Genomic DNA, 16,596 nt, shown 5'->3' with positions numbered 1-16,596 from the left:
AAGACCGATTGCCCATGTCCATGTCATCGCCCCTGTTGCGCCTTTTACTGGTTGGCCTGTTCAGCCTGATGCTCACCCCCCTTGCCAATGCCGAGGCGGCCAAGCGCCTGCGTATCGGCATTACCTTGCACCCCTATTACAGCTACGTGGCCAATATCGTGGGCGACAAGGCCGAGGTGGTGCCGCTGATTCCCGCCGGTTTCAACCCGCACGCCTACGAGCCGCGCGCCGAAGACATCAAGCGCATCGGCACCCTGGATGTGATCGTGCTCAACGGCGTCGGCCATGACGACTTCGCCGACCGCATGATCGCCACCAGCGAGCGCCCGGACATCCCGGTGATCGAAGCCAACGCCAACGTGCCGCTGCTCGCCGCTACAGGTAACGCGGCACGCGGTGCGGGCAAGGTGGTCAACCCGCACACCTTCCTGTCGATCAGCGCGTCGATTGCCCAGGTCAATAACATTGCCCGTGAGTTGGGCAAGCTCGACCCGGACAACGCCAAAACCTACACCCAGAACGCTCGCGCCTACGGCAAGCGCTTGCGCCAGATGCGCGCCGACGCCCTGGCCAAGCTGACCAGCGCGCCCAACCCCGACCTGCGTGTCGCCACCGTACACGCGGCCTACGACTACCTGTTGCGCGAGTTTGGCCTGGAAGTCACCGCCGTGGTCGAGCCGGCCCACGGTATCGAGCCAAGCCCCAGCCAGCTGAAAAAGACCATCGATGAACTGCGTGCTCTGGATGTGAAAGTGATCTTCTCGGAGATGGATTTCCCGTCCACCTACGTCGATACCATCCAGCGTGAATCCGGGGTCAAGCTGTACCCGCTGTCGCATATTTCCTACGGCGAATACAGCGCAGAGAAGTACGAAGTGGAGATGACCGGCAACCTCAACACCGTGGTACGGGCGATTCAGGAGTCGGGAGCATGACCGCCGCGCAGCACCTGAACGCCGTCAACGTCGGCCCCACCCTGAACTTCGACCAGGTCTCGCTGACCCTGGGGCGCACCGCAATCCTCGATGGCGTGAGTTTCCAGGTACAACCGGGCAGCATCCACGCACTGGTAGGTCCCAACGGCGGCGGTAAAAGCTCGCTGATCAAGACCCTGCTGGGGCAGACGCCGCACCAGGGGCGTTTGAGCCTGGAATGGCCAACCACACCCGGCACCATCGGTTACGTGCCCCAGGCGCTGGAATTTGACCGCGGCTTGCCGATGACCGTGGACGATTTCGTGGCTGCCATGTGCCAGCGTCGTCCGGCGTTTCTGGGCCTTTCCAGGCATTACGCAGCGGCGATTGGCGATGCCCTTGAGCGCGTTGGCATGCAAGACAAGCGCAAGCGCCGCATGGGCGCGTTGTCCGGCGGTGAGCGCCAGCGCGTACTGCTGGCCCAGGGGCTGATTCCTGCGCCGCAGTTGCTGGTGCTGGATGAGCCGATGTCGGCCCTCGACGAGGCGGGTATCCAGGTGTTCGAACGGCTGTTGAACGACTGGCGCCTGGCCGGGATTACCGTCCTGTGGATCGAGCACGACCTAGAGGCCGTGGGCCGCCTGGCCGACCGCGTCACCGGTCTTAACCGCCGCGTGCTGTTCGACGCCACACCGAAAGAGGCGCTGACCCCGGACCGCCTGCTCACTCTGTTCTCCACCCACCCTCGGAGCCCGGCCCCATGAGTTATGAAGCCTTTCGCTTGATGGTCCAGGGCTGGGCCTCTGCCGGTTACCTGCCCGAAGCCCTGGCCTACGGGTTTGTGGTCAACGCCCTGCTCGCCGGCTTGTTGATCGGCCCGGTACTCGGCGGCCTGGGTACGCTGGTGGTGGTCAAGCGCTTTGCGTTTTTCTCCGAAGCGGTCGGCCATGCCGCGCTGACCGGCGTGGCCGTGGGCATCCTGCTGGGCGAACCCTATACCGGGCCTTATGGCAGCCTGTTTGGCTACTGCCTGCTGTTCGGCATCCTGCTCAATTACCTGCGTAACCGCACCGGCCTGGCGCCCGATACCTTGATCGGCGTGTTCCTGTCCGTGTCCCTGGCACTGGGGGCAAGCCTGCTGCTGATCCTGGCCGGCAAGATCAACGTGCACATTCTCGAGAACGTGCTGTTTGGCTCGGTGCTGACGGTCAACGGCAACGACCTGCTGGTACTGGCCATTGTCGGCTCGCTGGTGATGGCCCTGGCATTGCCGCTGTACAACCGCATCATGCTGGCCAGTTTCAACCCGCAATTGGCAGCAGTGCGCGGGGTGGCGGTGAAAAGCCTGGACTACCTGTTCGTGATCCTGGTGACCCTGATCACCGTGGCCGCGGTCAAGGTTATCGGCGCAATCCTGGTCGGTGCCTTGCTGGTGATTCCTGCCGCTGCGGCGCGCCTGTTGAGCCAGTCACTCAAAGGGTTTTTCTGGATCTCGGTGCTGATCGCCACCGTCAGCACCCTGTGCGGCATCCTGCTGCCGATCATCTTCGACCTGCCCATCCCATCCGGCGCCGCCATCATTCTGGTTGCCGGTATCGCCTTCGCCTTCGCGGCCATCGCCCGTGGCGTTGCGCCCAGCCTCAAAGGGAATCTTGGATAATGCGCCCTGTCTTTCGCCCACTGGCCCTGGCCATCGCTTGCTTGATGAGTACGTCGGCACTGGCCGTCGACGGTTTCGACGCCAAGGACTTCAAAGTCAACCAGGGCCTCGGTCACGCAGCCCTGACCAAGACCAAGCCGCCGGTCAAGGTGCTGGCGTCGCTGCCGATTACCTACGGCTTGGCCGAGGCGCTGCTCACAGGCACCAACGTAGCGCTTGAACGCGCCGCGCCGGCCAACCTACCGGGTTCGCGGCAGGTGTCCTACTTCACCGGCCGCGGTGCTGCGGCATTGAACAAGTTGGCGCTGGACGCCGACGCGGCCATCGGCCTGCGCTCGCTGTGGGCCGATGACCCGCTGTACCCCGTGGCGCGACGCAGCAATATCCGCATCGTCGAAGTCGATGCCGCACGCCCGGTGGACGGCGGCTTGCCGGGTATCGCAGTACAACCGGGGGTCACCGATGGCTTGAACAGCCAACCCTGGCAATCGAGCAACAATATGGGGCGCATGGCCGACGTGATGGCCGCCGACCTGAGCCGCCTGGCGCCGGCTGCCAAATCGAGGATCGACGCTAACCTGGCCGCGCTCAAACAGCGTTTACTCAAGCTCACCGCCGACAGCGAGGCGCGATTGGCCAAGGCCGACAACCTGAGTGTGCTCAGCTTGAGCGATCACTTCGCGTACCTGGTCAGCAGCCTGAACCTGGAAGTGCTCAGCACCGATGCACGGCCCGACGCCGAGTGGACGCCCGAGGCGCTGCAAAAACTCAGCAGCGCGTTGAAGGATAACGATGTGGCGGTGGTGCTGCATCACCGTCAACCCAGCGATGCAGTCAAAACCGCCGTCACTGCCGGCGGCTCCAGACTGTTGGTGTTGAATGTGGACGGCGCCGACCCGGTAACGGAGTTGGAAACCAATGTAGACCAAGTGATCAAAGCACTCACACCCTAGGCAAGCCACCGATCCGTCAGAGAAAAACTCGGTTCAATGTGGGAGCTGGCTTGCCTGCGATGCGGACGCCTCGGTTTATCAGGCGCACCGAGTCGATGCCATCGCAGGCAAGCCAGCCCCCACATGGGTTCGCGGTGCACCAGCCGCTACACCACATCCACACCCACATGAATCGCATCATGCCGCCAGAACTCCAGGTCGCAGTCGATCAGGCGTTGATGCTGGTCGTAATTGACCCGGGCGATGCGCAAGCCCGGGCTGCCTACCGAGACGCGTAGCGCAGCGGCCGCTTCCACCGGTAGCGAGGTGGGCACAATCTCGAAACGCACCCGCCCGTAGTGCAAGTCATATTTGCTGGCATACAGCTCAGTCATCGACTGATTCAAATCACACGCCAGGATCCCCGGAAAATACTGCGGGTTCAGATAGTGCTCCACATACAACACCAGGCGCCCGTCAATCCTGCGCCCCCGGCAAATCTGGATCACGCTCGACAACGCCGGCAACTGCAACCACGCGCACACCGCCGCCGACGCCGGTTGCAGGCGTGCGGAGATGACCTGCGTGGAAGCCTCGCGCCCCTGATCGCTGACCATGGCGTGAAAGTGGCTGCGCTGCATCAGGTTATAGGCCAGCCGTGGCGGCGAGACGAACCATCCCCGACGCTCTTCGCGGTAGATCTGCCCTTGAGCCTCCAGTTGTAACAAGGCTTCCCGCACGGTAATCCGAGTGGTACCAAACAACTCGCTGAGCTTGCGTTCGGCGGGCAGTTTGCTGGCAGGCGGCAACAGGCCGTGGTCGATCTGCTCCTGCAGCGCCAGGCCGATGGAAGTTACCGCCTTGATTGCCTCATCACGCATCAACGTTACCTATCTGGACTAGACCAGCACCGTTCAGGTGCATAAAACGCGCTCTATCTGGGCTTTTGCTGCTGGGTGCCAGCCTAGGCACTCCAGATGACCGACAGATGACAAAGGCTGTCGACTGCGTCTTCCACACCCTGCAATACATCGGCCAAGTCCAAGGCCTGCGGGCACTTGGGCATGGTCTACGCTAAGTCAGAGCTGAACGACATCAGCGCTTCAAAAACGACATCGACATGAAACTGTCATCCAGGGGGCCTAGATTGGCTCAGGTATTGCTGACCTAGACCAAACCACCGCTAACGTTCAGATAAAACGCCGCGTTGAAAACGCCCAAAGGAGCTTCGGATGAAACAGCTTTTCCTGGCATCACTGTTAGGCTCGACCATTGCCATGTGCACCGCCGCCATGGCTGCTGATACCGATCTAAAAACCTTGGAAGCCGCCGCCAAAGCGGAAGGCGCCGTCAACAGCGTCGGCATGCCCGATGACTGGGCCAACTGGAAAGGCACCTGGGAAGACCTGGCCAAAACCTACGGCCTCAAGCACATCGACACCGACATGAGCTCGGCCCAGGAAATCGCCAAGTTCAAAGCCGAAAAGGACAACGCCAGCGCCGATATCGGTGACGTGGGCGCGGCCTTCGGCCCGATCGCGGTAAAGCAAGAAGTGACCCAGCCGTACAAACCATCCACCTGGGCACAGGTGCCGGATTGGGCGAAAGACAAGGACGGTCACTGGGCCCTGGCTTACACCGGTACCATTGCCTTTATCGTCAACAAGAAGCTGCTGCACGGCTCCGAAGTGCCCACCACCTGGGCTGACCTGCAAACCGGTAAATACAAGGTATCGGTGGGTGACGTGAGCACCGCCGCCCAGGCTTCGAACGCAGTACTCGCCGCGGCCATCGCCAACAAAGGCGACGAGAAAAACATCGCGCCGGGCCTGCAATTTTTCACCAAGATCGCCCAGCAAGGTCGCCTCTCGCTGTCCAACCCGACCATCGCTACCATGGAAAAAGGCGAAGTCGAAGTGGGCCTCGTCTGGGACTTCAACGGCCTGAGCTATAAGGCCAAGATGGCCAACCCCGATGACTACGTGGTGCTGATCCCCTCGGATGGCTCGGTGAAATCCGGCTACACCACCCTCATCAACAAATACGCCAAGCATCCGAACGCCGCCAAGCTCACCCGCGAATACATCTTCAGCGATGCCGGCCAGCTCAACCTGGCACGCGGCAATGCGCGTCCGATCCGGGCTGAAACCGACTTGAAACTGCCGGCAGACGTTGCCAAAAACCTGATCCCGGGCGAGCAGTACACCAAGGCCAACCCGCAGCCGATCAAGGATGCCGATGCGTGGGAAGCGACGTCCAAGAAGCTGCCACAGATGTGGAACGAGCAAGTCATCGTAGAAATGAAGTAATCGGTCTCTCTGATCCAAAGGCGGTCAGTGTGGGAGCTGGCTTGCCTGCGATAGCGGTCTGACATTCAACATTTGTGTCCACTGATACACCGCCATCGCAGGCAAGCCAGCTCCCACATTTGATCCCATTCCACGTTGATACTGAGCCATACCCTCTGTTGCGGAGCCCCAGCCCCCATGAAGCACACTGTCATCCTTGTGGTGCTCGACGGCCTCAACTTCGAGGTTGCCCGGCACGCCATGGGGCATTTGCAGGCCTATGTCGGCGCAGGACGCGCAGCTCTCTACACACTGGAATGTGAACTGCCTGCCCTGTCCCGCCCGTTGTACGAGTGCATCCTCACCGGCGTGCCGCCGATCCAAAGCGGTGTCGTGCACAACAACGTCTCGCGCCTGTCCACCCAGCGCAGCATTTTCCATTACGCCACCGACGCCGGCTTGAGCACCGCGGCGGCGGCTTACCACTGGGTCAGCGAGTTGTATAACCGCACGCCCTTTCTCGCCGCCCGCGATCGTCATACCGACGACAAGGCGCTGGCGATCCAGCACGGGCATTTCTACTGGAATGACCACTACCCCGATTCCCACCTGTTCGCCGACGCCGAAAGCCTGCGGCTCAAGCACGCGCCAAACTTTTTGCTGGTGCACCCGATGAACATCGACGACGCCGGTCACAAGCATGGCCTCGACACCGCGCAATACCGCAACAGCGCACGCTCGGCTGACATTATCCTGGCCGACTACCTGCAAGACTGGCTCGATGCCGGCTACCAGGTACTGGTCACCGCCGACCACGGCATGAACAACGACCGCTCCCACAACGGCCTGTTGCGCGAAGAACGGGAAGTGCCACTGTTTGTCATCGGTGACGCCTTCAGCCTGGACACCGACGCTGCGCCGAAACAAACCGACCTGTGCGGCACCATCTGCGAACTGCTGGGCGTGCCCCACAACAAGCCTGTGTGCCGGGAGCTGCTCAAGTGATTGCATTGACCCGCGGCAAATGGCTGGCCCTGCTATGCCTGCTGCCCTTCGCACTGTTCTTTATCGTGTTCGAGATCGCGCCGCTGGTGTGGGTGCTGATCAGCAGCCTGCAAACCGAAGAGTCCGGCTGGAGCCTGGAAAACTTCACCCGCATCTTCACCTCGAAGTTCTACCGGCAGGCCATCCAGTTCAGCCTGGAGATCAGTTTCTACTCCAGCATCTTCGGCATCATCATCGCCACCCTGGGCAGCTACTCATTGCGCCGAGTGGATTCGCCGCTGCGCAACTTCGTCACCGCATTCGCCAACATGACCAGCAACTTCGCCGGAGTCCCCCTGGCCTTCGCGTTCATCATCCTGCTGGGGTTCAACGGCAGTATCACCCTCATGCTCAAGCAGGCCGGAATCATTGAGGACTTCAACCTGTACTCGAAAACCGGCTTGATCATCCTCTATACCTACTTCCAGATTCCCCTCGGCGTACTGCTGCTCTACCCGGCCTTCGACGCATTGCGCGAAGACTGGCGCGAGTCGGCCGCCCTGCTCGGTGCGAATGGCTGGCAGTTCTGGCGGCATATCGGCCTGCCGGTGCTCACCCCGGCGCTGCTCGGTACCTTTGTGATCCTGTTGGCCAACGCCCTCGGCGCCTATGCCACGGTCTATGCACTGACCACCGGCAACTTCAACGTACTGCCGATTCGCATTGCCGGCCTGGTCTCCGGCGATGTGTCGCTGGACCCGAACATGGCCAGCGCCCTGGCCGTGGTGCTGGTGGCGCTGATGACCGTGGTCACGGTGGTGCATCAACTGCTGCTCAAGAGGAGCTACCATGTCTCGCGCTGAAGCCGGCTCGGCCTCCCTCTACCATCGGGTAGTGGTGTACCTGTTGTTCCTGATCCTGGTGCTGCCTTTGGTAGGCACCTTTGTCTACTCGATTTCCAGCAGTTGGTCGGCAACCATCCTGCCCGCCGGCTTCAGCGTGAAATGGTATGTACAGCTGTGGAGCGACCCGCGCTTTCTGATGGCCTTCGGGCAATCGTTGCTGGTGTGCGTGGGCGCACTGATCCTTTCGGTGGTGTTGATTTTGCCGCTGCTGTTCGTGGTGCACTACCACTTTCCCAAGCTCGACGCGTTGATGAACATCCTGATCCTGCTGCCCTTTGCGGTGCCGCCGGTGGTGTCCTCGGTGGGTCTGCTGCAAATGTACGGGTCCGGGCCGCTGGCGATGGTGGGCACGCCGTGGATTTTGATCGGCTGCTACTTCACCGTCGCGCTGCCGTTCATGTACCGCGCGATCACCAACAACCTGCAAGCCATCAACCTGCGCGACCTGATGGACGCTTCGCAACTGCTCGGCGCCAGCACCTGGCAGGCCGCGATCCTGGTGGTGCTGCCCAACCTGCGCAAGGGCCTGATGGTGGCGCTGCTGCTGTCGTTCTCGTTCCTGTTCGGCGAGTTCGTGTTCGCCAACATCCTCGTCGGCACCCGGTACGAAACCCTGCAGGTGTACCTCAACAACATGCGCAACAGCAGTGGCCATTTCACCAGCGCCGTGGTGATCTCTTATTTCTTCTTTGTGCTGGTACTGACCTGGGCCGCCACTCTCTTGAACAAGGACAAAAGCCAATGAGCTTCGTCAGCGTCCAACACCTGCAAAAAAGCTACGCCGGCACCCCGGTGTTCAGCGATATCAATTGCGAGGTCGCCAAAGGCGAGTTCGTCACCCTGCTCGGCCCGTCCGGTTGCGGCAAATCCACTTTGCTGCGCTGCATCGCCGGGCTTACGCCGGTAGACAGTGGCCAGATCCTCCTGGATGGCCAGGACATCGTGCCCCTGAGCCCACAGAAACGCCAGATCGGCATGGTGTTCCAGAGCTACGCGCTGTTCCCCAACATGACCGTGGCACAGAACGTCGCCTTCGGCCTGCGCATGCAAAAGGTCAACGCCGACGACAGCAACAAGCGCGTGCAAGAAGTGCTGCAACTGGTGGAGCTCAAGGACCTGGCCGGCCGTTATCCGCACCAGATGTCCGGTGGCCAGTGCCAGCGCGTCGCCCTTGCCCGCTCCCTGGTGACCCGCCCGCGCCTGCTGCTGCTGGATGAACCGCTGTCGGCATTGGATGCACGTATTCGCAAGCACTTGCGCGAGCAGATCCGCCAGATCCAGCGCGAGCTGGGGCTGACCACGATCTTCGTGACCCATGACCAGGAAGAAGCGCTGACCATGTCCGACCGCATCTTCTTGATGAACCAGGGCAAGATCGTGCAGAGCGGTGATGCCGAAACCCTCTATACCGCGCCGGTGGATGTGTTCGCTGCCGGGTTTATCGGCAACTACAACCTGCTCGATGCCGACAAGGCCAGCCAACTGCTGCAGCGGCCGATCAGCGGGCGCATCGCGATTCGCCCCGAGGCCATCGAGTTGAGCCGCAGCGGCGAGCTCGATGCGTTGGTGCGTAGCCACAGCCTGCTGGGTAACGTGATTCGCTACCGCATCGAAGCCCGTGGCGTCGAGCTGGTGGTGGACGTGCTCAATCGTTCGGCCGACGACCTGCACCCGGATGGCCAGCGCCTGGCACTTTCCATCGACCCCAGCGCACTGTGTGAAGTAGCCTGACAGGCAGCGACCTATTGAGAGAGAGCATCACCGATGGCATTGGTAATTTTTGATCTGGACGACACCCTGATCCACGGCGACTGCGCCACGCTGTGGAGCGAACAGATGGGCCGCCTTGGCTGGGTGGACCCTGAGTCGTTCATGCGCAGGAACAACGAGCTGATGGATGCCTACAGCCAGGGCAAGCTGCGGATGGAAGATTTCATGGATTTCAGCCTGGAGCCGATGATCGGCCGTACCCCGGAAGAAATCGAGCACTTGGTGGAGCCGTGGGTCGAGGACGTCATCGAGCCGCTGATCTACAGCGACGCCACCAAGACCATCGCCCGCCACCGCGCGAATGGCGACCGGATCCTGGTGATTTCCGCTTCGGGCACTCACCTGGTCACGCCGATTGCTGCGCGTATCGGTATCGAGGAAGTGCTGGGGATTAACCTGGAAGTCAGCCACGGCGTGTACAGCGGCCGTACCGTCGATGTACTGACTTACCGTGAGGGCAAGATCACGCGCTTGCTGGAATGGCTGGAGCAGGAAGGCGAAACCCTTGAAGGTGCCTATTTCTATTCGGACTCGCGCAATGATTTACCGCTGCTGCTCAAGGTGGATCACCCGCAGGTGGTGAACCCGGACCCGGTGTTGCGCGCCCATGCCGAACAGGCCGGCTGGCCGATCCACCACTGGACCTGAATCAATAGAGATCAACCCGCAAGAGATGGCTTGCCTGCGATAGCGGTGCAACAGTGAAGAATTCTTCATCTGGTGCACCGCTATCGCAGGCAAGCCAGCTCCCACACTGACTGCATTTCAATCTAGGATTCGGTCAGGCTATTGGCAATATGGACTACACCGGACGTAGGACGAGGTTGTTCTAGCCCCCCACATCACCGTCAACGCCTTGCAATGCTTTCACAGTGCCTCCATAGTGAGTCTGGACTGAGCCCGGTGCTGTAGCGCCGGGCTTTTTGCATTATGCGACCGGACCATATGGAACCGGCTCCCTCAAAGACGGCCTAATATGCGTTATCAATTGCCCCCGCGTCGAATCAGCATGAAGCATCTGTTCCCCAGCACCGCCCTCGCTTTTTTCATTGGTCTCGGCTTCGCGTCGATGTCGACCAATACGTTCGCAGCCAATAGCTGGGACAACCTTCAGCCTGATCGCGATGAGGTGATTGCCAGCCTTAACGTCGTCGAGTTGCTCAAGCGCCATCACTACAGCAAGCCGCCGCTGGACGACGCTCGCTCAGTGATCATCTACGACAGCTACCTCAAGCTGCTGGACCCCTCGCGTAGCTACTTCCTGGCCAGCGATATCGCTGAGTTCGACAAGTGGAAGACCCAATTCGACGACTTCCTCAAGAGCGGCGACCTGCAGCCCGGCTTCACCATCTACAAGCGTTACCTGGACCGCGTCAAAGCGCGTCTGGATTTCGCGTTGGGTGAGCTGAACAAAGGTATCGACAAGCTCGATTTCACACAGAAAGAAACCCTTCTGGTGGACCGCAAGGACGCTCCTTGGCTGACCAGTACCGCGGCGCTGGACGACCTGTGGCGCAAACGCGTCAAGGACGAAGTGCTGCGCTTGAAGATCGCCGGCAAAGAGCCCAAGGCCATTCAAGAACTGCTGACCAAGCGCTACAAGAACCAGCTGGCACGCCTGGATCAGACCCGTGCCGAGGATATCTTCCAGGCCTACATCAACACCTTTGCGATGTCCTACGACCCGCACACCAATTATCTGTCGCCAGATAACGCGGAAAATTTCGATATCAATATGAGTCTGTCCCTGGAAGGCATCGGTGCCGTCCTGCAAAGCGACAATGACCAGGTGAAGATCGTACGTTTGGTGCCGGCAGGCCCTGCTGACAAAACCAAGCAAGTGGCACCGGCCGACAAGATCATCGGCGTGGCCCAGGCCGACAAAGAGATGGTCGATGTGGTCGGCTGGCGCCTGGACGAAGTGGTCAAGCTGATCCGTGGGCCTAAAGGCAGCGTGGTGCGCCTGGAAGTGATTCCGCACACCAATGCACCGAACGACCAGACCAGCAAGATCGTGTCCATCACCCGTGAAGCGGTGAAGCTCGAAGACCAGGCCGTGCAGAAGAAAGTCCTCAACCTCAAGCAGGATGGCAAGGACTACAAGCTGGGCGTGATCGAGATCCCGGCCTTCTATCTGGACTTCAAGGCGTTCCGTGCCGGTGATCCGGACTACAAGTCCACCACCCGCGACGTGAAGAAAATCCTGACAGAACTGCAGAAAGAGAAAGTCGACGGCGTGGTCATCGACCTGCGCAACAACGGCGGCGGCTCCCTGCAGGAAGCCACCGAGCTGACCAGCCTGTTTATCGACAAGGGCCCGACCGTGTTGGTACGCAACGCTGACGGCCGTGTCGACGTGCTCGAAGACGAGAACCCAGGGGCCTTCTACAAAGGGCCGATGGCGCTGCTGGTCAACCGCCTCTCGGCCTCGGCCTCGGAGATTTTCGCCGGCGCCATGCAGGACTACCACCGTGCATTGATCATCGGCGGCCAGACCTTCGGCAAGGGCACCGTGCAGACCATCCAGCCGCTGAATCATGGCGAGCTTAAACTGACACTGGCCAAGTTCTACCGGGTATCCGGGCAGAGCACCCAGCATCAAGGCGTACTGCCGGATATCGATTTCCCGTCGATCATCGACACCAAGGAAATCGGCGAAAGCGCCCTGCCTGAAGCCATGCCGTGGGACACCATCCGCCCTGCGATCAAGCCGGCGTCGGATCCGTTCAAGCCCTTCCTGGCGCAGTTGAAGGCTGATCATGACACCCGCTCCGCCAAGGATGCCGAGTTCGTGTTTATCCGCGACAAGCTGGCCCTGGCCAAGAAGCTGATGGAAGAGAAGACCGTCAGCCTCAACGAAGCGGATCGCCGTGCACAGCATTCCAGCATCGAGAATCAGCAACTGGTACTGGAAAACACCCGCCGCAAGGCCAAGGGTGAAGACCCGCTCAAAGAGCTGAAGAAAGAAGATGAAGACGCGCTGCCGACCGAGGCGGATAAAACCAAGCCGGAAGACGACGCTTACTTGGCCGAGACTGGCCGGATCCTGCTGGATTACCTGAAAATCACCAAGCAGGTGGCCAAGCAGTAAATGATGGCGATTTAATGTGATCGCTCCTCGGAGTGTCATCATATAGACATCATTCTGTCGTGAAATAAAAGGACCGCAGGTTTACGCCTGCGGTCCTTTTTTTTGATCGAGACCGCCATGACCATGACCGAACAGCTGAATGCATTGGGCTCAATCCTGGCTCAAGGCAGTTTGCACAGCCTGTTCCAACCGATCATCTGCCTGTCGGAGCGGCGCATCCTCGGTTATGAAGCCCTCAGTCGTGGCCCGTCCAACAGCCCGCTGCACTCCCCCGTTGCGCTGTTCTCGGTGGCCAGCCATGCCGGGCGCCTGAGCGAACTGGACATGGCGTGTCGAGAGAGTGCGTGCCGGCGCTTCAGCGAGCAGAAACTGCCCGGCAAGCTGTTCCTCAATATCTCGCCGGAATCCTTGATGGAGCACGCACATCAGCCAGGGCGCACCCTGCAACTGTTGCGCGACTTCGGTATTTCTCCCAGCCAAGTGGTGATCGAGCTCACCGAGCAAGCGCCCACCGACGATTTCGCGCTGTTGCAAACTGCCTTGCACCACTACCGCGACATGGGTTTTGCCATCGCACTGGATGACTTGGGCGCCGGTTATTCCAGTTTGCGGTTGTGGTCGGAACTGCGCCCGGACTACGTGAAGATCGACCGGCACTTTATCGACGGCATTCACCAGGACGCCCTCAAGCGCGAGTTTGTCGGCTCGATCCTGCAGATCGCCAGGGCATCCCGCGCCCAAGTGATTGCCGAGGGCATCGAACTGCCAGAAGAACTGGCGGTGTTGACCGAGATGGGCGTCGACCTGGTCCAGGGCTACCTGCTCTGCCGCCCTCAGGAAAAGCCGCCACAGGAAGCGCGCCTGATGCTGCCCAAGCCGGATAGCGCCACGCTGGCCCTCAATGACGAAGGCAGTGACCTGAGCGCACTGCTCAATGAGCAACCCGCCGTGGATCAAGACACCGCCACCGCCCAAGTGCTGGAATCGTTCCGCCGCCAGGCCAACCTCAACTCGCTGGCGGTGTTAGACGGCCGTGGTTGCCCGGTCGGCATTGTGCACCGGCACTCGTTGTCGGACGCGTTGCTCAAGCCGTTCGCGACCGATCTGTTTGCACGTAAACCCATCAGTCGCTTGATGAGCGATGATTTTTTGGCGGTGGAACTGAGCCAGTCCTTGCAACAGGTCAGCCGCTTATTGACCAGCCGCGCGCGGCAACGCATCGAAGAGGATTTCATCATCACCCTGAACGGTGATTACCTGGGGCTGGGTCGGGTCATTGACGTGCTCAAGTTGATCACGGAGCTGAAAATCCAGCAGGCCCGCTACGCCAACCCGTTGACCTTGTTGCCTGGCAATGTGCCGATCCAGCAATGCCTCACCCGGCTGCTGCAGCAACAGCGCGAGTCGGTGATCTGCTATGTGGATATCGACAGTTTCAAACCGTTCAACGACATCTACGGCTACGGGCGCGGGGATGAAGTGCTGCTGTGCCTGGCGCAGTGCCTCAACGACCGGGTAGACCCCAGCCGCGACTTTGTCGGGCACATTGGCGGCGATGACTTTCTGCTGGTGCTGGGCCCGCAGGACTGGCGCAAGCGGCTCAACCAACTGCTGGACGATTTCCACACCCAATGCCGACGCTTCTACCGCGCTGAACACCTTGAGGCTGGGTGCTTCGTGGCCCTCAATCGCCAGGGCGCGCGCCAGGAGTTTGCGTTGCTGTCGCTGTCCATCGGTGTAGTGCATTTGTATCCTCAGGCCTGCGCACAACTCGATGCCAGCCAGTTGGCAGAGCTGGCTTCACAAGCCAAGCACCATGCCAAGGATGTTGCGGGCTACAGCATCCACGTGATCGACAGCATGGACACCTGCGCCCAGGCGCTTTAGGCCTCGGCGGATTCCGGGTACTCGTACTCGAACACCCGCACCACTTCGGATGCATGCCAGGACGCGGCGGCCACACCATCGGAAGGCCCGCTGAACCGCCCCAGGCGCTCAACACACTCAAAAAAACCGGTGCGCGGCAGGCGGCTGGCACCCTGGCTGATCACCAGGGAACTGCGCAGCGGTTGCTCCGCCTTGGCATCCAGTGCCGCCAGGTGCTCCAGGGCCGCAGCCAGGGTCTGCATGGCCGGCGTCGGGAATTGCAGGCGCTCAAGCAGCGCACGGTAGGTGAGCAAATGGCGCTGGCGCCGCGCCTGATCCAGTTCGTTGAGCAACCCATCCCAGTGTTGACGACTAATACGTAAGCTCAAGACTCATCCCTCCAACCTGCAACGCCCAATTCCCAGGCCAGGCTGCGGCGAATGGCGGCATCCGGCTGGCGTTCACCACTTTCTATCAATCCAAGATACGAAGGGCTGATGCCCACGGTACGCGCCAGGGCCTCGATTGCCAGGCCCTTGGCCTCACGCAGGCCGCGCAGGGCTGCAAGCGGACGCAGGTCCTGCTCGATAGCGGTGGGTGCAACAGAAGGAGAAGCGCGTGTTGGTTGCAATTGACCGGCAGCTTTTAGCAGCGCCTGGTACTGGTCCCATGGCAACACCGCGTATTCGGGTGCGCCATCGCGTGAAATGATCTGGATATCCATGACTGCCCCGTAGGATAAAAACACTTACTAAGTAAGTTATTTCCTTAGGAGTGTAATCCTAACAGCCACAAAGGTCGCAGGGGATACCGGGCAACATTAGTTTTTTTGCGGGTTTTCCCGGGCCAGCAGCTCAGGCGTCGCTGGCAGGCGCTCAACCACCGCAAGTTTTTCCGGGCGCTGCCCATCGCGCCAGGCACGAAACGCGCTCAGTTCGCCGCTCAGGGTCTTCATGACCCATGCCAGCACGGCGATGTCATCGAGCATGCCGAACATAGGGAGGAAGTCCGGAATGGCATCAATCGGGCTGAGAAAGTACATCAGCCCCGCTACCACCGAAATCAGCGCCTTGGGGCTGATAGCACGGTATTCGCCACGCCAGTAAGCCAGGCAAAGGGCCTGAAGCAATTTGAGATCGTCCTTGAGCTGGCCGAGTCGATTGCCTTGGCTTGAACCTTTGGCAGCGACGGCAAACAGCAAGGTTGGCAAACGCCCCCGACCGAGCAAGCGTGCGGCCATAGGCAGGAAACGGGTGAAATTGAACGGTGGTTTCATAGGGCACTCCAGTTCCAGGCGACATAAAAGGTTATCCACACAAATTGTGGATAACCTTGTGAACAGAGCCTGTTTTATCGGCTGAAAGCCACGGACTACAAGGCCTACAGTCAGATCGGGCGTTTTTTGCGCACATAAAAAAAACCCAAGAATTCATTGACTTGGCATGTATGTGCGGCTACCCGTGCTCGAGTCTTATATCAGACTGTGTCCGGTTGCAGACGTTCGTTTGGATTTGCAGAGGCTTCAACGTAGGGGCTGGCTGGCGTGCGATAGCCATAGACATCTACACGACCCGGTACGACGTGGCAGCCTGCCAGCCGATGCCTATCTCCCAGACACCCCCGGCTCCAAATGTGGGAGCTGGCTTGCCTGCGATTGCCTTAGGCATCAACACAACTTTACAGGCTGTAGCAGCCAACGCTAACCACGATGCGAAGCGAGCCGCTCTTGATCTTGATCTGCTTTTGATCTTAGGCGCCCCGTTAAACCACGCTGGCCGGAATTCGACAGGGATTTGGGGGGTAAACCGGCAGGGATGCCGGTTTAGCCGCCCCGCGCCATGGATGGCGCGTGGCGGCGGCCCCCCAAATCACTGGCGGATTACGGGCACACCGAGCCTAGGCGAGGTGCCGAGTGGTGGGGCAAGAGCGTTTTGCTTACTTTGCCGCTCTTGCAAAGTGAGCCGCCGTCAGGGCGGAACCCTATGTGGCCGTTACCGCAGCAATGGATATGTACACAATCCAACTATGTTGACTGCCAGGCCGCCTTCGCGAGCAAGCCCGCTCCCACAGGTTGATCGTGGTGTGTCAGTTAGTAGGTGTAGGCTGGCAGGCCGTCATCGCAGGCAAGCCAGCTCCCACATTTGGAGTGCTGAGCGTCTGGCGGTCATCACAGCGATGCGGCAACC

At 60.4% G+C, this 16,596-nt stretch carries 16 protein-coding genes; 12 read left to right on the top strand and 4 right to left on the bottom strand.

The genetic code is table 11. The features are described from left to right. Positions 1-14 precede the first annotated feature (14 nt). From GH769_RS05880 to GH769_RS05865, 4 genes are read left to right on the top strand one after another with little or no spacing between them, the layout of a single operon-like run. Positions 15-935 carry a metal ABC transporter substrate-binding protein gene (locus GH769_RS05880; RefSeq protein WP_032901958.1) on the top strand — a complete coding sequence of 307 codons (921 nt, stop codon included), beginning with the start codon at positions 15-17 and terminating at the stop codon, positions 933-935. Then, positions 932-1,678: a metal ABC transporter ATP-binding protein gene (locus GH769_RS05875; protein WP_032901930.1), complete on the top strand. Its 747-nt coding sequence runs from the start codon at positions 932-934 to the stop codon at positions 1,676-1,678. Before GH769_RS05880 ends, GH769_RS05875 begins: the two co-directional genes overlap by 4 nt. After that, complete coding sequence (locus tag GH769_RS05870) at positions 1,675-2,574, top strand: metal ABC transporter permease (RefSeq protein ID WP_153649494.1); 900 nt, start codon at positions 1,675-1,677, stop codon at positions 2,572-2,574. Before GH769_RS05875 ends, GH769_RS05870 begins: the two co-directional genes overlap by 4 nt. Beyond that, on the top strand, positions 2,574-3,527 hold the full coding sequence (locus GH769_RS05865) for a metal ABC transporter solute-binding protein, Zn/Mn family (RefSeq protein WP_032901933.1): 954 nt from the start codon (positions 2,574-2,576) through the stop codon (positions 3,525-3,527). Before GH769_RS05870 ends, GH769_RS05865 begins: the two co-directional genes overlap by 1 nt. Before the next feature lie 146 nt (positions 3,528-3,673). Here GH769_RS05865 and GH769_RS05860 read toward each other — a convergent pair whose 3' ends face one another. Then, entirely contained in the window at positions 3,674-4,387 is a 714-nt protein-coding gene (locus GH769_RS05860) for a UTRA domain-containing protein (RefSeq protein ID WP_003190151.1), read from the bottom strand. Between the two features lie 351 nt (positions 4,388-4,738). Here GH769_RS05860 and GH769_RS05855 point away from each other — a divergent pair, with 351 nt between their 5' ends. The 8 genes from GH769_RS05855 to GH769_RS05820 all read left to right on the top strand — a co-directional run bounded on the left by GH769_RS05855 (position 4,739) and on the right by GH769_RS05820 (position 14,431). Then, entirely contained in the window at positions 4,739-5,815 is a 1,077-nt protein-coding gene (locus GH769_RS05855) for an ABC transporter substrate-binding protein (protein WP_014717801.1), read from the top strand. A gap of 177 nt (positions 5,816-5,992) precedes the next feature. Next, positions 5,993-6,799 carry an alkaline phosphatase family protein gene (locus tag GH769_RS05850; protein WP_014717800.1) on the top strand — a complete coding sequence of 269 codons (807 nt, stop codon included), beginning with the start codon at positions 5,993-5,995 and terminating at the stop codon, positions 6,797-6,799. Next, a complete protein-coding gene (locus tag GH769_RS05845) occupies positions 6,796-7,641 on the top strand; it encodes an ABC transporter permease subunit (protein WP_032901935.1) in 846 nt (281 codons plus the stop codon). The genes GH769_RS05850 and GH769_RS05845 overlap by 4 nt, the downstream gene beginning before the upstream one ends. Beyond that, positions 7,628-8,428, top strand: a complete 801-nt coding sequence (locus GH769_RS05840; RefSeq protein WP_032901937.1) for an ABC transporter permease — start codon at positions 7,628-7,630, stop codon at positions 8,426-8,428. Before GH769_RS05845 ends, GH769_RS05840 begins: the two co-directional genes overlap by 14 nt. Further along, complete coding sequence (locus GH769_RS05835) at positions 8,425-9,414, top strand: ABC transporter ATP-binding protein (RefSeq protein WP_020301072.1); 990 nt, start codon at positions 8,425-8,427, stop codon at positions 9,412-9,414. The genes GH769_RS05840 and GH769_RS05835 overlap by 4 nt, the downstream gene beginning before the upstream one ends. Positions 9,415-9,447: 33 nt before the next feature. After that, a complete protein-coding gene (locus GH769_RS05830; protein ID WP_072435546.1) occupies positions 9,448-10,101 on the top strand; it encodes an HAD family phosphatase in 654 nt (217 codons plus the stop codon). A gap of 361 nt (positions 10,102-10,462) precedes the next feature. Further along, a complete protein-coding gene (locus tag GH769_RS05825; protein WP_224796967.1) occupies positions 10,463-12,544 on the top strand; it encodes a carboxy terminal-processing peptidase in 2,082 nt (693 codons plus the stop codon). A 117-nt stretch (positions 12,545-12,661) separates the two neighbouring features. Next, positions 12,662-14,431 carry a bifunctional diguanylate cyclase/phosphodiesterase gene (locus GH769_RS05820; RefSeq protein WP_020301074.1) on the top strand — a complete coding sequence of 590 codons (1,770 nt, stop codon included), beginning with the start codon at positions 12,662-12,664 and terminating at the stop codon, positions 14,429-14,431. Here the strand turns inward: GH769_RS05820 and GH769_RS05815 are convergent. The 3 genes from GH769_RS05815 to GH769_RS05805 form a co-directional block, all read right to left on the bottom strand. Then, positions 14,428-14,799 carry a hypothetical protein gene (locus tag GH769_RS05815; RefSeq protein ID WP_005786715.1) on the bottom strand — a complete coding sequence of 124 codons (372 nt, stop codon included), beginning with the start codon at positions 14,797-14,799 and terminating at the stop codon, positions 14,428-14,430. The genes GH769_RS05820 and GH769_RS05815 overlap by 4 nt on opposite strands. After that, positions 14,796-15,134 (bottom strand): helix-turn-helix transcriptional regulator, encoded by a 339-nt coding sequence (locus tag GH769_RS05810; protein ID WP_014717794.1) that lies wholly within the window; start codon positions 15,132-15,134, stop codon positions 14,796-14,798. Before GH769_RS05810 ends, GH769_RS05815 begins: the two co-directional genes overlap by 4 nt. A gap of 96 nt (positions 15,135-15,230) precedes the next feature. Continuing rightward, on the bottom strand, positions 15,231-15,686 hold the full coding sequence (locus tag GH769_RS05805) for a YkvA family protein (RefSeq protein ID WP_020301075.1): 456 nt from the start codon (positions 15,684-15,686) through the stop codon (positions 15,231-15,233). Positions 15,687-16,596: the final 910 nt, after the last annotated feature.

The sequence above is a fragment of the Pseudomonas sp. CFSAN084952 genome (assembly GCF_009648855.1).
GTDB classification, from domain to species: Bacteria; Pseudomonadota; Gammaproteobacteria; order Pseudomonadales; family Pseudomonadaceae; genus Aquipseudomonas; species Aquipseudomonas paracarnis.
The sequence above is the reverse complement of the archived record's forward strand: the minus strand, read 5'-3'. Positions and strand labels throughout refer to the sequence as shown.

Coding starts and splice junctions, on each gene's coding strand:
- GH769_RS05880 (WP_032901958.1), top strand. CDS start 15: ATGTCCATGTCATCGCCCCTGTTGCGCCTTTTACTGGTTGGCCTGTTC.
- GH769_RS05875 (WP_032901930.1), top strand. CDS start 932: ATGACCGCCGCGCAGCACCTGAACGCCGTCAACGTCGGCCCCACCCTG.
- GH769_RS05870 (WP_153649494.1), top strand. CDS start 1,675: ATGAGTTATGAAGCCTTTCGCTTGATGGTCCAGGGCTGGGCCTCTGCC.
- GH769_RS05865 (WP_032901933.1), top strand. CDS start 2,574: ATGCGCCCTGTCTTTCGCCCACTGGCCCTGGCCATCGCTTGCTTGATG.
- GH769_RS05860 (WP_003190151.1), bottom strand. CDS start 4,387: ATGCGTGATGAGGCAATCAAGGCGGTAACTTCCATCGGCCTGGCGCTG.
- GH769_RS05855 (WP_014717801.1), top strand. CDS start 4,739: ATGAAACAGCTTTTCCTGGCATCACTGTTAGGCTCGACCATTGCCATG.
- GH769_RS05850 (WP_014717800.1), top strand. CDS start 5,993: ATGAAGCACACTGTCATCCTTGTGGTGCTCGACGGCCTCAACTTCGAG.
- GH769_RS05840 (WP_032901937.1), top strand. CDS start 7,628: ATGTCTCGCGCTGAAGCCGGCTCGGCCTCCCTCTACCATCGGGTAGTG.
- GH769_RS05835 (WP_020301072.1), top strand. CDS start 8,425: ATGAGCTTCGTCAGCGTCCAACACCTGCAAAAAAGCTACGCCGGCACC.
- GH769_RS05830 (WP_072435546.1), top strand. CDS start 9,448: ATGGCATTGGTAATTTTTGATCTGGACGACACCCTGATCCACGGCGAC.
- GH769_RS05825 (WP_224796967.1), top strand. CDS start 10,463: ATGAAGCATCTGTTCCCCAGCACCGCCCTCGCTTTTTTCATTGGTCTC.
- GH769_RS05820 (WP_020301074.1), top strand. CDS start 12,662: ATGACCATGACCGAACAGCTGAATGCATTGGGCTCAATCCTGGCTCAA.
- GH769_RS05810 (WP_014717794.1), bottom strand. CDS start 15,134: ATGGATATCCAGATCATTTCACGCGATGGCGCACCCGAATACGCGGTG.
- GH769_RS05805 (WP_020301075.1), bottom strand. CDS start 15,686: ATGAAACCACCGTTCAATTTCACCCGTTTCCTGCCTATGGCCGCACGC.